This window comes from Lentilactobacillus curieae, from assembly GCF_000785105.2.
GTDB lineage: Bacteria > Bacillota > Bacilli > Lactobacillales > Lactobacillaceae > Lentilactobacillus > Lentilactobacillus curieae.
In genome coordinates this window covers 771,766-785,761 of sequence record NZ_CP018906.1, presented here as the reverse complement: position 1 = coordinate 785,761, position 13,996 = coordinate 771,766, and the positions used below count along the sequence as shown (strand labels likewise).

At 39.1% G+C, this 13,996-nt stretch carries 11 protein-coding genes and 1 pseudogene; 5 read left to right on the top strand and 7 right to left on the bottom strand.

The features are described from left to right. Positions 1-31: 31 nt before the first annotated feature. Positions 32-964: pseudogene (locus tag PL11_RS03785) on the top strand (ABC transporter ATP-binding protein). After that, positions 957-2,588, top strand: coding sequence for an ABC transporter permease (locus PL11_RS03780; protein WP_035166462.1), 1,632 nt, complete (start codon positions 957-959; stop codon positions 2,586-2,588). Before PL11_RS03785 ends, PL11_RS03780 begins: the two are co-directional and overlap by 8 nt. 53 nt (positions 2,589-2,641) lie before the next feature. Here the strand turns inward: PL11_RS03780 and PL11_RS03775 are convergent, their stop codons facing one another. Continuing rightward, entirely contained in the window at positions 2,642-2,872 is a 231-nt protein-coding gene (locus tag PL11_RS03775) for a helix-turn-helix domain-containing protein (protein WP_035166461.1), read from the bottom strand. Between the two features lie 609 nt (positions 2,873-3,481). On the opposite strand from PL11_RS03775, the gene PL11_RS10345 reads away from it, so the two are divergent. Then, complete coding sequence (locus tag PL11_RS10345; protein ID WP_035166458.1) at positions 3,482-3,871, top strand: hypothetical protein; 390 nt, start codon at positions 3,482-3,484, stop codon at positions 3,869-3,871. A gap of 110 nt (positions 3,872-3,981) precedes the next feature. Further along, positions 3,982-5,493 carry an MFS transporter gene (locus tag PL11_RS03760; RefSeq protein WP_035166457.1) on the top strand — a complete coding sequence of 504 codons (1,512 nt, stop codon included), beginning with the start codon at positions 3,982-3,984 and terminating at the stop codon, positions 5,491-5,493. A 35-nt stretch (positions 5,494-5,528) separates the two neighbouring features. Here the strand turns inward: PL11_RS03760 and PL11_RS03755 are convergent, their stop codons facing one another. Both PL11_RS03755 and PL11_RS03750 read right to left on the bottom strand, forming a co-directional pair. Beyond that, positions 5,529-7,370, bottom strand: a complete 1,842-nt coding sequence (locus PL11_RS03755) for a hypothetical protein (RefSeq protein WP_035166455.1) — start codon at positions 7,368-7,370, stop codon at positions 5,529-5,531. A 134-nt stretch (positions 7,371-7,504) separates the two neighbouring features. After that, positions 7,505-8,380, bottom strand: coding sequence for a DegV family protein (locus PL11_RS03750; RefSeq protein WP_035166454.1), 876 nt, complete (start codon positions 8,378-8,380; stop codon positions 7,505-7,507). Between the two features lie 275 nt (positions 8,381-8,655). On the opposite strand from PL11_RS03750, the gene PL11_RS03745 reads away from it, so the two are divergent. Beyond that, positions 8,656-9,744, top strand: a complete 1,089-nt coding sequence (locus PL11_RS03745; RefSeq protein ID WP_035166452.1) for a PTS sugar transporter subunit IIC — start codon at positions 8,656-8,658, stop codon at positions 9,742-9,744. Between the two features lie 126 nt (positions 9,745-9,870). On the opposite strand, the gene sufB is transcribed toward PL11_RS03745, so the two are convergent. The 4 genes from sufB to PL11_RS03725 are packed head-to-tail and all read right to left on the bottom strand — an operon-like array spanning position 9,871 to position 13,994. Then, complete coding sequence (sufB, locus tag PL11_RS03740) at positions 9,871-11,265, bottom strand: Fe-S cluster assembly protein SufB (protein WP_035166451.1); 1,395 nt, start codon at positions 11,263-11,265, stop codon at positions 9,871-9,873. A gap of 1 nt (position 11,266) precedes the next feature. Continuing rightward, positions 11,267-11,704, bottom strand: a complete 438-nt coding sequence (gene sufU / locus PL11_RS03735) for a Fe-S cluster assembly sulfur transfer protein SufU (RefSeq protein ID WP_035166450.1) — start codon at positions 11,702-11,704, stop codon at positions 11,267-11,269. Then, entirely contained in the window at positions 11,701-12,873 is a 1,173-nt protein-coding gene (locus PL11_RS03730; protein ID WP_035166449.1) for an aminotransferase class V-fold PLP-dependent enzyme, read from the bottom strand. The genes sufU and PL11_RS03730 overlap by 4 nt, the downstream gene beginning before the upstream one ends. Before the next feature lie 11 nt (positions 12,874-12,884). Then, positions 12,885-13,994 carry a SufD family Fe-S cluster assembly protein gene (locus tag PL11_RS03725; protein WP_052127737.1) on the bottom strand — a complete coding sequence of 370 codons (1,110 nt, stop codon included), beginning with the start codon at positions 13,992-13,994 and terminating at the stop codon, positions 12,885-12,887. Positions 13,995-13,996: the final 2 nt, after the last annotated feature.

Here is a 13,996-nt window from a genome sequence, read left to right as displayed (position 1 = left end):
CGAAATGAAAAAGGGGATTGGAGGGGTAGCTATGACTGAATCTAAAGTTGTACTACACGTTGACCATCTTGGGAAAAAGTTTGGGAAATTTGAAGCATTAAAAGACATTAATTTTGATGTATATTCGGGTGAAGTTTTTGGATTTATCGGTCCCAACGGAGCCGGTAAATCAACTACAATCAGAACATTATTAGGAATTTTAAAGGCAAGTACAGGAAATGCAACCATCTTTGGTGATGACGTTTGGCGGGACAGTGTGAAAATCCATAAACGGATCGCATAAGTTCCAGGTGACGTTTATCTGTGGCCAAATTTAACCGGTGGGGAAATTATTGACCTCTTATTGAAGCTTGGTGGAAACCGGCATTCTCAAAAAACTGATGATTTAATCAAGGAGTTCTCTCTTGACCCATCAAAAAAAGCGCGAACTTATTCTAAGGGAAATAGACAAAAGGTTGCGCTAATTGCAGCATTTTCGACTGATGCTGACTTTTATATTTTTGATGAGCCGACTTCGGGACTTGATCCACTTAATGAAGAAATCTTCCAAAGAAATGTTCAAGAACTAAAAAATGCTGGTAAGTCAGTCTTACTTTCAAGTCATATTCTGTCTGAAGTCGAAAAGATGTGTGATCGGATTGGAATAATTCGGGAAGGTAAAATTATTGAAACTGGGACGTTAGATGAAATGCGACACCTGACGCGAACAGTTATTAAAGTGAAAACCGCAAACTCCCTTAGCGGTATGGAGGCTATTGGTGGTGTTCACGGATTTGAATTAAGTGATGATAGGTTACAAGCAACGTTTTCAGTTGACTCTGAGAGTATGCAGTCAGTAATGGCTGAGCTAGTCTCAAGGAGAATCATTTCTATTCAAAGCACACCGCCAACTCTAGAAGATCTCTTTATGCGTTACTATAACGATAAAAGTTCAGACGAAAAGGAAGTGGGCGACAATGAGTAGCTTATTTCATTCAAGCGGACTTTTAACTAGGTTTAATTTTAGAAAGGATCGCTTTAAATTAATTGTTTGGATTATTGTACTAATTGCTCTGATGGTGATGATTGCTTGGAAATTTGGTGACATATACGGTTCTTCTACTGCGATTAAAACACTTATGCCAACATTAAAATCAAAAGCAATGGTTTCATTATTTGGAACCCTTGGTTATCCAAATTCGGTTACCATGACAACTGCCCGCGTTTTTGCACAAGAAATGGTAATTTTTATGTCGATTGTAACCGTCGTGATGAATTATTCGCTAGCAATTTCTGGCACCCGTGGAGAAGAAGACCTTGGTGTTACTGAAATGATCAGAGCTAAAACTGTTGGAAAACTAAGTCCGCTTACTGCTCAAATTATCGAATTAGTAACGATTAATTTTGTTTTAGGAGTTGCATATTCAGTTGGTTTGCAGTTTGCGAATATGAGTGGCTCAGATAATCAAGGCGATTGGATAATTGGATTATCACTAGGATTTATTGGCATCATGTTTGCATCATTTGCGTTGCTGATGGCTCAGGTTGCTGATCACACTAACAATGCGATGATACTGAGCTATTTGGGCTTTGCAGTTGCATATATTATTAGAATGGTTACTGATGTTTCAAATCCTGATTTTACATGGTGGTCACCCATTGGTTGGATTGAAAAAACTTCTCCATATCAAAATAACAACTGGGCGCCAATTGTCTTAATGGTAGTTCTTTCCGTAATCTTTATAGGGTTAGCCTATGTGGCCAATCTTCATCGAGACTTAGGTAGTGGAATTATTAGCACAAGACCAGGTAAAAGGGGTGCTTCAGTTTGGCTACAAGGACCAGTTAGCTTGCTATTGAGGTTACAAAGAACGACAATCATTGCTTGGATAGTTGGTGTATTAGCGTTAGCCGTTTCGTATGGTTCGGTATTTAACTCAATTGGTGATGTATTAAAGACGAACCCGACAATGCAAAAGGTTTTTGGTAGTGCGGCTGTTCACAGCGCAAACCACACACTAATATTAAACTTTATTGCTACCATCGGAATGGTCTTAGCCATACTAGCAGTGGTTCCGGGAATTCAAATTATTTTTAAACTTAAGAGTGACGAGTCCAAAGGATGGCTGGAAATATTGCACTCTAAGCCACTATCGCGAACTAGAATGTTACTAGGATATATGTTTGTAGCGTTAATTTTAGGGGTTGGCTTACTGGCAATTGGAGTTTATTCATTAATTGGAACAGGAAATGCTATGTTATCGTCAGCCCAACAGCTAAACGCTGGTAGGGTGGGAACACAATTATTTCTTACCTATATTCCAGCAATTTTGATAATGGTTGGACTAGCGGTAGTCTTAGTTGGTTGGCTTCCAAGGCTAACTTCAGTGTTGTGGCTATACACTGCTGTTGGATTTATCATTCTTTATATGGGCGGATTGTTAAAGTTGCCTGGTTGGACAAAAAAAGTTATTCCGTTTGGTTGGGTAAATAAAGTTCCAGTAAAGGAAATGGATTGGAATGTTTTTTGGTTGATGATACTATTAGCGATTGTTCTGTTCATAATTGGTTGGCTTGGATATAAAAGAAGAGATTTGGAAATTGACTAAAAAAAGAACATTCCCCTGGAAACTAACGTTTTCAGGGGGATGTTCTTTAGTTATCAGTTGGTTACCTTGTTTAAATAACTCCAACCATTTTTTTGTAGTAGTTCATCCACAGAAGTGTCATACAATTGGCTCAGCTGAACTAGGTTGTTAATTTCAGGGTATGAGCGGTTATTTTCCCATCGAGAAACTGACTGACGAGAAATATTCATTGCTTCAGCAACTTCTTTTTGTGAAAGGCCACAATTTTTTCTGGCAAGCTTTAATCTATTCGAAAATGATTTCATAACAGACACTCCTTATGATTCTTTATCCCCATAATGAGTATTTAAAACCTAAAAAGTGAACAAAAAATGCCGTTATTGTAAATGTTTCGTGAAAAAAGTGTGAATTATTTTTGTCCTAATGCTTATGGTTCCAAAACTGAAAGATGATTAAAGCTACATAAATAACGCCAAACCCGATGTTTAAGGCGCTATCAGCCAACATAATTTTTAAGTTTCCAGATATTAGGACCAAAATTCCAAGCACCATAAGACAGATTGCGGTAACTACAATATTTTTATGGGTAATTATACTTTTGGATTTTTTGGATTGCGATTTTGATCTCAAAGTATTTTCCGTCCTAGATTAAAAATTCAGATTATACTGTAACAGTTTTTGAATGGTTTGAAAAGAATCAGTTAGTTTACATTTTTAGTATATATGGGTAAGCTTTATGCCTTAGCCCTTATTATTTGATGGTGAAAAATTAGTTCTAAATCCTGATACATTAATGAATAGAGCTAATTAAGACCGTTATCAGATAATAAATTAACTATTGTAATTAATGTTAAATTCAGATAAAATCATTAAAGATTGTTTTTAGAACTGGAATTTTTGGAGGGTTTTATATTATGAAGAAGACACTTATGGTTTTAGTTGCAGCTGCAACTTTCTTTGTTGCTAGTGCAGGTGCTGTATCAGCTGATACCACTGCTACTAACACAACTACTGACGCAACCACTACTACTGCAGTTGCCACTGACAAGAAGGCTGATACTGAAAACAGCTTTGAAAACGCAATTAGCAGCCTTTTCAACCGTATCAAGTCAGCTTTCGAAAACTTGACTAACTTTGGTAACACTCGTTACACTGGCCAAACTGTTGAAGAAAAGAAAGCCGCTGATGAAGCAGCTAAGAAGGCAGCGGACGATGCAGCTAAGAAAGCCGCTAATGCTAGCTCAGATAATGCAGCAGCTACTACTGCAACTACCACTGATTCAGCAAAAGCAGCTACTAAGTAATTTTAATGTTTAATAGAGAAAAGGGCTAATTTTAAAATTAGCCCTTTTTTATATACCTAATTTTGTTGTAACATGTTTAAGGCATGATTAATTAGGAAAGAAGTGGCACTATGACAAAGCGACAAATCGTTATCGTTACGTGTGCATTATTGCTCTCAAATGCAATGAGTGGTTTGGATAACACGATAATCAACACGGCTTTGCCAGCAATTATTTCTGATTTACACGGAATTGAATTGATTGGTTGGGTGGTAGCAGTTTTCCTTCTGGGAACTGCAATTAGTACTCCTTTGTGGAGTAAATTAGGTGAGTACATAGGAAACAAGCGCAGTTATCAACTATCTGTGGCGATTTTTGTGCTTGGATCATTTCTTTCAGGAATTTCTAGTAGCATGTGGATGCTGATTATTTCGCGGACATTTATGGGAATTGGAAACGGGGGGATGGTTTCTGTTCCGTACATTATTTACTCTAAAATGTACGCAAACCCAAGAAAAAGAATGCAGGTTCTGGGATTTGTCTCTGCTAGTTACAGCATGGCAACTATTTTAGGGCCACTGGTTGGTGGTTATATTGTTGATGCCTTTAGTTGGCACTGGATTTTTTACATTAGTGTTCCTATTGGTTTGATTTCAATATTTGTTATTCAATACTATTACAAGGCAAGTAAGTTGGAGGAAAAGAATACCCAGGTTGATTACCTAGGGGCAGTGTTGATGACTGCTGGATTATTTTGTTTACTTCTAGCAATCGAGTTGATTGGGGATGCTAGCTACGTACTTATTGGTGTGTTAGTGGTAGCTGCAGTAATCCTATTAGCAATAATGTTTAAAGTCGAAAATGTAGTTGAGGACCCAATAATTCCCAACCGGTTATTTAAAAACCGTTCGCTAGTAATTGACTTTGTGACGTTTGCACTTGTTTGGGGATCTTTTATTGGCTTTCTGATATATAGTCCGATGTGGGCACAAGGATTATTGGGAACCTCAGCGTTTATTGGGGGAATGACTCAAATTCCAGGATCAGTTACTGATTTTATCGGTTCTGGTGCAGTTGCCCCGATGAGAAGATATATAACTCCACAACAAGTGGTGGGGCTCAGCTTGCTAACGCTGATAATTTGCTTCTTGTTAATGGTATTTTGCGGAGTTAGAGCACCATACTGGGTATTGTTGCTAGCAGGTGCGTTTGAAGGATTTGGTAATGGAGCTTGTTTCAACGAACTGCAAGTTAAGGTTCAAGAAGATGCAAATGCCCGAGACATTCCGGCGGCAACATCGTTCAGTTTTTTGGTAAGAATGTTGAGTCAATCATTCACTGCCTCGATTTTTGGGATTATTTTGAACAGTGCTTTAAAATCTGGTGTTCAAGATTCAGGTGGTACCATTACAATGAAAATGATGAATCAGTTGTCAAACTCAGCAACTGCAAAGGGGCTTCCAAGCCAATTGTTACCACAAATGCGGACTATTTTACATACTGGTCTTCATAATATTATGGTGGTTGCTTTAATCATAATGCTTTGTGCAGGTGTATTGAATATTTGGGCACAGGGGCTTGAGAGAACAAAAATGAAGTTACAGGCTGTTAAACGTAACCATTCTGAAGTGAACAACGTATAAAAAAACGAAAACCAATTGGTTTCCGTTTTTTTTGTTTATTTTTGAGTTAATGCTGAATCTTTGAAGGTATTTAAAGTTACATTTGCAGTAGCTAGTTCGTTACTTCCGTTGATTGGACTAGCTTTAAAGTTAACCTTATCACCAGTGGATATGAATGAATACATTGGCTTAAAGTCTGAATCCTTTGGATCAATCTTATAAACTTGAGGATCGCCTTTAAGAATAAATAGGACTTGATTATCGTCCGTTCTGATTATTCTGTATATAGTTCCTTTAACGGTCTTAGCCAGTTGTTTACTTGATTTGTCCGGAGTTACCTTTGCACCTACACGTTGATTAAATAAATCAAGGGTACTCTGAGCATCATCGCCCACGGCATAAGTTCCTGACTGATTATTTCCATCTGCGAGCAAATATACAAACTTCATAAACGAGTTATTTTCACGATCAAGCATTGAAACTACCCAGGTTGGCTTGCCACCAATTTTATAAAGTAATGGCAAGGTTCCCTTATAGTTTTGAGGGTTAATATCTTGCTCCGCGTAGGAGATTGCTCGTTCAGGAGTCATCACGTTTCCGTGTTCTTTGTAGTAATGTAGTGTGTTTGTTCTGGCATCAACGAATGTGTAACCAAGAATTGAACTTTGATGGGAATTGATACTTGTCATTCCAGTAAAGTAGTACACGCGACCTTTATAAGCATAAGGAGTCAACGTATCGCCACCTTCAGTACCGGCTTTAGTTGGTTTCATAACGTCAGTATGACCACCAAAACTTGTTGCATTCCAGAACCCTTTACGATACTTACCAAACATTGACACTTCTTTTGACACCCACTCAGGTGCAACGGAGATATCGACAAACTTGGGAACCTTATTTGGTGAGTAAACGGAAACCTTACCTGTGATGGTGTTTAGAACGGCAACTTTGAAATGCTTGTAGTCATAATTTCGATTAATATACGAAATGGGTTTGGCCAATGTCCGGACATAGTATGGAGTGCCTTTATCATCTACTTCTAGTTGAGCAGTTGATCCAACCATGGAGTAGCCAAGGCTATGAGCACTAATTCTTCTATCTGCGTCATTATTAAAGTAAGCACTTGGAGTGTACTTCATAGGCTTTTTAATAAATTTTGGATCGGCATTTTTATCCGTAGCGTTTGTCATGAAGTACCCGGGGACTTGTTGGTAGTGAATATATCTCCAAAAACCGCCTGAAAATTCAACAGGAGCTACGTAAACCATCTTTTTCTTGTACATTTGAACGCGCATATGGTTTAAGTCGTAAACGTTTGAGTTCTTAAAACTGTTTAGCGAGTTGTTCATATCCGTTGAAATGGTTTGTGGAGCATTAACAACAGGAGTGTCGTCGCCACCCTTAATTACGGGCATAGGTGCTTTGCTGGCGTCATTGTTCAAATCAGTTTTAATGGAATTAACTGATGGTGCAGGGTTCATTTGCGTAACTACGCTAGAAATTCCAGTTAGCACAACGAAAACTAACATCGCAAACCCAAGTGCTAGGATAACTTTTCCAGCCCAGCCAAATGCGTCTGTCAAACGATTCACAACTTGAGCAAAGAAACCATTTGAGTCTGAGCTTTTTGATGCTTTGGTTGAGTAAAACATCCTCTGAATTACGACAACTACAATCAGACCACCAATTAACCAACTTAACCAACCATCGATTAATGCCGGGTAAGCTAAATCTGGCAGATTGAAATAGGTGTTGATATAACTAACAACAAATAGTACTAACACTAATCCAAGGCCTATAAGGCGGCCTCGTTTGTCTGCAATAATCAAAAACCAGATTAGTGGAATGAGTAAACCAGACAGCTTAACAAGTGTAATTAAAGCAAAGTAGCTTAACATTTAGATCTCCCTCATTGATAAAATTCTTGAAATCGGCTTCATTATACCGTAAATGCAGTACGGACAAAAGACTGGTTTTAATAAAAAGGTGCTAGAGTTTGGCTTTGATCAAACTTTAGCACCATTAATAATGGCTATTTATTTAGTTCAGGAACTTGTTTTAGCCACAAGATAACAAATGCGTTGGATCCCAAATGTGTGCCAACTACGGGCCCAATTTGTCCTGTTTCAAAAGTAGCATTCGGGAACTTAGTTTTCATTTCGGCCTGCCAATCACTGATAGCAGAAGCATTATTCGTTCCGGTCAGAATAACATGTAGAGGAAAGTTAGACTGCTGATAAACATCCGCAAACTTGCCTTCGATGAATCTACGAGCCTTCTTAAGGGTACGAATTTTATCGATCGCTACAATTTCATGTTGGTCGTTAAGAGTCAATATTGGTTTGATTTTCAATACACTACCAGCAAATGCTGCAGCGTTTGTTAGTCGGCCACCGGTAACTAAATTTTTCAGGTCATCAACAACGAAATACTCGTTTAAAGATGCTCTAACGTCCTTTAACTTTGAGATGATATTAGTAACGTCTTCACCAGAGTTTGCGAGTGCAGAAGCATACCTAACCATGTATCCCATTGCTTCAATACTAATATGTGAATCAAAAACAAAAACTTTTGCTTTGGGATAACCGCTAACAATCATTTTGAGATTATTAATAAATCCGGTGATCCCGGATGTTAGGTGAATACTGATAATTTGGTCATAACCGGCATTAACAAGCTTGTCGTATGTGTCCAACATCTCTTGAGGGGTAGGTGGGGCAGTTGTTGGTAGTTTTTTTAAAGTGGTGAGCGTACTGTAGAATTTTTCGTTTGTGATGTCGATACCTTCGCGAAAAACTTGGTCGTTGATCGTAACGGTTATCGGAACCACAAAAACGTTCCCGAGCTTTGCGGCTTCCGACTCAGAAATTGCCGCAGTGCTATCAGTTACGATTGCAATTTTTCCCATGATAATTCCTCTTTACTATTATTAAATATTCATCATTTGAGTATATCACAAAGCGATAAATGGCATTTACGATACCTGAAAATTAAAATGAAAAAAACTCTAATAATTAGGATTTAATTGAGCCCGTTTCGTTATGAACGCTGATAAATAAGTGAATTAAAATGAAAAAAGTTTCATATTACATGTTGACAAGTAAACTTAAAGGTGCTTAAATTGCAATAATCTAATTTATTATTAATCAAATTATAATTTTGAAAAAGAATCGAGGGATTGCTATGGAAGCTTCAGTTAATGAGTCAACAAAGAAAATGTCAGTTATGGATTATGTTTACATGGTTTCTGCAGGGGTATCAAATGCGGTGTTGGTGATGTTAGGAATTGGCTTATTAACTCAAGCCTTAGCAAACTTCGTTCACTGGCCACAACTTCATCAAATCGGGTCAATTGCACAGTGGCTACTAGCTCCGGCGTTTGGGGCAGCTGTTGCCTCACAACTTAAAACGAACACTTTGGTATTATTCTCTTCGATGATTGCAGCGACAGTTGGTGCAAATGCAGTTTACTTTACTGCTAGCGGTGTTCATGCTGCAACAGCCACGGGAAATCAGATGGCTCAAGCTGCTCAAGCCGGCATCTTTACAACTGGCCAACCAATTAGTGCTGTTGCTGCTGGTTTGATTGCAGCCTTAGTTGGGAAGTACTTAACCGGAAAAACTCCCTTGGATATGATGCTTGTACCTTTGGCGGCAACTTTAGTTGGATCGATTGCAGGACTGGGACTGGCGAGCGTTACTACTCCCGCATTGAACTGGTTGAGCGGATTTATTGCTCAATCAATGCAAGTTAATCCTTTGGTAGGTTCAATGGTAATTTCGCTTGCGTGGTCACTTTTCCTAATGACTCCGGCCTCGTCTGCAGCATTGGCAGTTGCAATTATGTTAGATCCTTTGTCATCCGGAGCTGCATTAATTGGTACAACGGCTCAGTTCGTTGGTTTCACAGTTATTTCATGGAAACAAAATGACCTGGGTGCAAACATCGCTCAAGGAATCATTACCCCAAAGGTTCAGTTCCCTAATTTATTAGCCAACCCAAAATTGGCAATTCCAACCTTTACGGCAGCTGTGATTTCAGCACCAATCGCTACGTTGTTCTTCCACTTTAAGGTTAGTTATACGCTTGGTGGATTAGGGCTTAACTCACTTATTGCACCAATTACACTGGCATCGACTAATTTGGGTTCATTTATGGCCTATCTATTGATGGGAATCGTAGTTCCCGCTATTGTGTCAATTGTTGTATACAGAGTTCTTCTTGCTCTTCACTGGGTTAAGAACACACAATTACATTTGGAAATTGTTTAATAATATAAGGAAAATCTTTGTAATAAGGATTTGTAAATAAAAGAAGCTACGATGTTGAAAGCATCGTAGCTTCTTTACGTTATTAATGATAATAAAGGAATAAATAAGAGATTTATGCAGTGCTACCTATCCAATACTGCCTTCCATTTGGAACTTAATTAATCGATTCAGTTCAACCGCGTACTCCATTGGCAACTGTTTAGTGAAGGGGTCTAAGAATCCCATCAAAATCATTTGGGTGGCCTCTTCTTCAGTTAATCCTCGACTCATTAGGTAGTAAAGCTGTTCTTCAGAAACTTTGGAAACCTTAGCTTCGTGTTCGATAGTTCCGTCTGTTGTTTCAATGTCATTTTGCGGGAAGGTATCACTTGCACTTTCTGGATCCATTAAAATGGTGTCGCACTCAACGTGAGAGTGTGCAAAGTGTGCGTCTTTGCCAAATTTAACCAATCCACGGTAATCGACTCGGCCACCGTCATGACAAATTGTTTTAGAAACGATGGAACTGCTGGTGTGGGGAGCCAGGTGAATCATTTTGGCTCCAGTGTCCTGATGAATTCCACCACCGGCAGAAGCGATTGACAGCATTGTTCCAGATGCATGTTCTCCAGTGAGAATAACGCTTGGGTATTTCATGGTTACTTTGGAGCCTAGGTTACCATCAATCCATTCCATGGTTGCGTCTTTGGCAGCAGTAGCTCGTTTGGTTTCTAAACTATACACATTAGTGGACCAATTTTGAATGGTTGTGTATCGACAGTATCCACCTTCCTTAACAAACACTTCTACGACAGCGGCGTGGAGGCTGTCCTCAGAGTAGTTTGGAGCAGTACAGCCTTCAACGTAATTAACGCTGGCTCCCTCATCCACGATGATTAGGGTTCGCTCAAACTGTCCTGTGCGACCAGCATTGATTCTGAAGTAGCTTTGAATCGGGATGTCGGCATGAACCCCTTTGGGAACATATATAAATGTTCCACCTGACCAGACTGCTGTATTGAGGGCGGAGAACTTGTTATTATCTGCAGGTACCAATGTGCCAAAGTATTCTTTAACGATGTCAGGATGTTGCTTGAGGGCAGAATCAGTGTCCATAAAGATGATTCCCTGACTCTCTAGTTCTTTTTTAAGGTTACTGTAGACCATTTCTGATTCATACTGGGCAGCTGAACCAGCAAGGTATTCTCTTTCAGCTTGGGGGACGCCAATTCGATCAAAAGTTTTTTTAATTGTGTCTGGAACTTCATCCCATGTTCTAGACACGTGATTAACTGGTCGTTGAAAGTACAAAATATCACTTAAATCCAGGTCACTGAGATTGGGTCCAAATGAGGGTAAAGGCATTTCCTTATACTGAGCAAATGCTGCTAGACGTTTTTCTAACATCCATTTCGGTTCTTGCTTGGCTTTAGAAATCATTCTGATTGTATCTTCGTTGATACCAATTCCGGTACTTAGCAATGGGGTAAAGTTATCGGTATCTCCCCGTTCTTCGATTTCAGTTTCGGTAGAATTTTCCATACTATTTACCCCACATTTCTAAAATTGTATCTAATGCGTGCCAGGCTAAATTACCACAACGAACTCTGGTAGGAAATTGATGGAGAGTTGAAAAGGCAACTGCATCTGATAGTGAAGCTAACACATTTTGGTCAAGCTGTTGTCCCTCAGTAAGGTGATGAAAATCCTTGGAAGTTTGAATTGCGTCAGTGACTATCATTCCTGGAATAATGTCCGTCATCATGCTGGCAGAAGCTTGGCTAATTGCACAACCCGAACCGGTAAAGCAAACTTTAGAAATATAGTTGTCACTGATGGTTGCAGCAACTGTAATCACGTCTCCACAGCTTGGATTTCTTAAAGTAACTTTGAAGGGAGTTTCCGGTAGGTTTCCGAAATTGTGTGGTGAGTTGGCATGCTGAATAATAATTTTTTGATATAAATCCTTTATGTCGGTCATGATAATATATCGGCCACCTTTTTTAGACCAAAGATTAGTTGATCAATGTCTTCTTCAGTGTTCAGGAAACTTAAACTGACTCTAACAACGCTTTCTGTATGTAGCTCCTGCATTAATGGCATGGCACAGTGGTGGCCAGCCCGAACCTCAACACCGTAGTTATCTAAAATTGTGGCGACATCGTGGGGATGGTAATTAGCGATGTTAAAGCTAATTACTGAGGTGTGTGCGTATGCTTCTTTTGGACCATAAAGTTTCGCGTTCGGTATTTTTTCTAATTCACTAAACAAGTAGCAAACTAATCTGCGTTCTTTACTGATAAGATTATCAAAATCTTGCTTTGAAAGATAATCAATGGCAGCACCTAATCCAAGAACACCCGCAATGTTGGGAGTTCCAGCTTCAAATTTAATTGGTGCTGGTTGAAATGTTGTTTCAGTTTCCGTTACATTATCGATCATTTCACCACCAAATCTAACTGGATTCATTTGGGTTAAAAGATCTAATTTACCATAAAGGACCCCAATCCCAGTTGGCCCGTAAAGTTTATGGCCTGAAAAGGCGAGAAAATCAACATCTAAATCTTGGACGTCAACTGGTAGGTGGGGGATAGCTTGAGCAGCATCTACAACGATATAACCACCAGCATCATGCACTGTCTTACTAATCGATTTAATGGGCTGAACCGTTCCAAGAACGTTACTCATCATTGAAATGGCAACAATTTTAGGGTGATTTTTAAGTAATTTGGATAGTTCACTTTGGTCTAAGTAACCATTGTTATCTAAGTGAACGATGTCCAGGCTTGCGCCGGTTTGGTTTGCGACTTGCTGCCAACAAACAAAGTTAGAGTGGTGCTCCAAAACTGTCGTCAAAATATGGTCACCAGGGTTTAGCAACTTGGTTGCAAACCCAAAGGCGACCATATTAAGTGAATCAGTAGCACCAGAAGTGAACACGATGTTTTCTGGTTCGGGCGCGTTGATGAATTTTGCCATCTTCGACCTAACCAGTTCAAACTGGTCAGTTACCAGTTGTGCTGAGTTGTACATTCCCCGGTGAACATTCACCTTACAGTCCTTATAATAGTTTTCGATGACTGAAATAACGTTGGGAGCAATTGGCGCAGTGGCAGCATTATCGAGATAGACTTTATTATCTTTATCCATAGAAATATCCTCTAATCAAAGTAACGGCTAATAATTCCTTTGGCTTCTGCAGGTAAATGTGATGCAACTGGGGCAATGAAGCTATTAATTAAGATCTGTTTTGCGGCACTCTCTGGAATCCCGCGACTAAGTAAGTAATACAATTGTTCATCGTTGAAACGGCCAACTGAAGCAGCGTGACCTGCAATTACATCATTTTCGTCAATTAGCAATAGGGGATTGACCGACCCGTTTGCGTTTTTGCCAACGGTCATTAATCTACTTTCTTGCTGAGCGTCTGATAGGGATGCTCCATTATCTATTTGACCGATACTGGTAAATTCGAGTTTCGAGTCATTTAATAAAACACCACGCATGTTGATACGTGAAGTTGAGTGGCCAGCATGATGTTTGATGGCAGCTTGCAATCCAATTTGATCATTTGAATTGGCAATTTCCAAACCATAGAAGTTTGCTCGTGCCCCTTGTTCATTTAAATGAGTAGTTAGCTCGCCTAAAATATTTCCTCTGCAAGAAGAGAAATATGACCAGTTGAGGTTTGCGTTTTGCTGAACATTTTGATCACCAAAAATAAATAGCTTGGTGTCTGATAGTGAGGTCATAATAGTTGAGAAATCGACAGAACTATCACTTGCTACTTTACCCGTTACGTTAATGCTGGCCTGCTTTGCTTTACCAGAAATATTAACTCGTTCATTGATAGATACGGAACTATTACTACCAATATTTAAAATTAAGGTCAACGCTACAGAATGATTTGATGTTGCATCAATTGTTAAGTTAAGTGGTTCGGTGATATGAATATTGTCAGGAACAGAAATTACAATTCCATTGATGTCGGTTTTAAAATGGTTAAGTAACAGTTGGTTCTCGTTATTAGTTTCCATTTGATTGGTTAAAAACTTCATCTCATTTTCAGTAATTGTGCTACTTGAAAAAGTTTTAACGTCTCCGCCATTTGCTCGTAACTCTGAAAGGGTGTCCTGATTAGCGTTCCATTTCCATTCGGAATTGTTGACATCCTGCCAGTCGAACAGTGAAGTTGAGTAATCAATCCCCATATATTCAGGAAATTTGGCATTTTTATCGTATTTTTTTGCTAATGATGAAAGTTCCTGCATTG

What these genes read in the sequence shown, in the direction of transcription:
- PL11_RS03725 (WP_052127737.1), bottom strand. Translation starts at nt 13,994, where the DNA reads ATGCAGGAACTTTCATCATTAGCAAAAAAATACGATAAAAATGCCAAA.
- PL11_RS03760 (WP_035166457.1), top strand. Translation starts at nt 3,982, where the DNA reads ATGACAAAGCGACAAATCGTTATCGTTACGTGTGCATTATTGCTCTCA.
- sufU (WP_035166450.1), bottom strand. Translation starts at nt 11,704, where the DNA reads ATGACCGACATAAAGGATTTATATCAAAAAATTATTATTCAGCATGCC.
- PL11_RS03755 (WP_035166455.1), bottom strand. Translation starts at nt 7,370, where the DNA reads ATGTTAAGCTACTTTGCTTTAATTACACTTGTTAAGCTGTCTGGTTTA.
- PL11_RS03775 (WP_035166461.1), bottom strand. Translation starts at nt 2,872, where the DNA reads ATGAAATCATTTTCGAATAGATTAAAGCTTGCCAGAAAAAATTGTGGC.
- PL11_RS03730 (WP_035166449.1), bottom strand. Translation starts at nt 12,873, where the DNA reads ATGGATAAAGATAATAAAGTCTATCTCGATAATGCTGCCACTGCGCCA.
- PL11_RS03750 (WP_035166454.1), bottom strand. Translation starts at nt 8,380, where the DNA reads ATGGGAAAAATTGCAATCGTAACTGATAGCACTGCGGCAATTTCTGAG.
- sufB (WP_035166451.1), bottom strand. Translation starts at nt 11,265, where the DNA reads ATGGAAAATTCTACCGAAACTGAAATCGAAGAACGGGGAGATACCGAT.
- PL11_RS03745 (WP_035166452.1), top strand. Translation starts at nt 8,656, where the DNA reads ATGGAAGCTTCAGTTAATGAGTCAACAAAGAAAATGTCAGTTATGGAT.
- PL11_RS10345 (WP_035166458.1), top strand. Translation starts at nt 3,482, where the DNA reads ATGAAGAAGACACTTATGGTTTTAGTTGCAGCTGCAACTTTCTTTGTT.
- PL11_RS03780 (WP_035166462.1), top strand. Translation starts at nt 957, where the DNA reads ATGAGTAGCTTATTTCATTCAAGCGGACTTTTAACTAGGTTTAATTTT.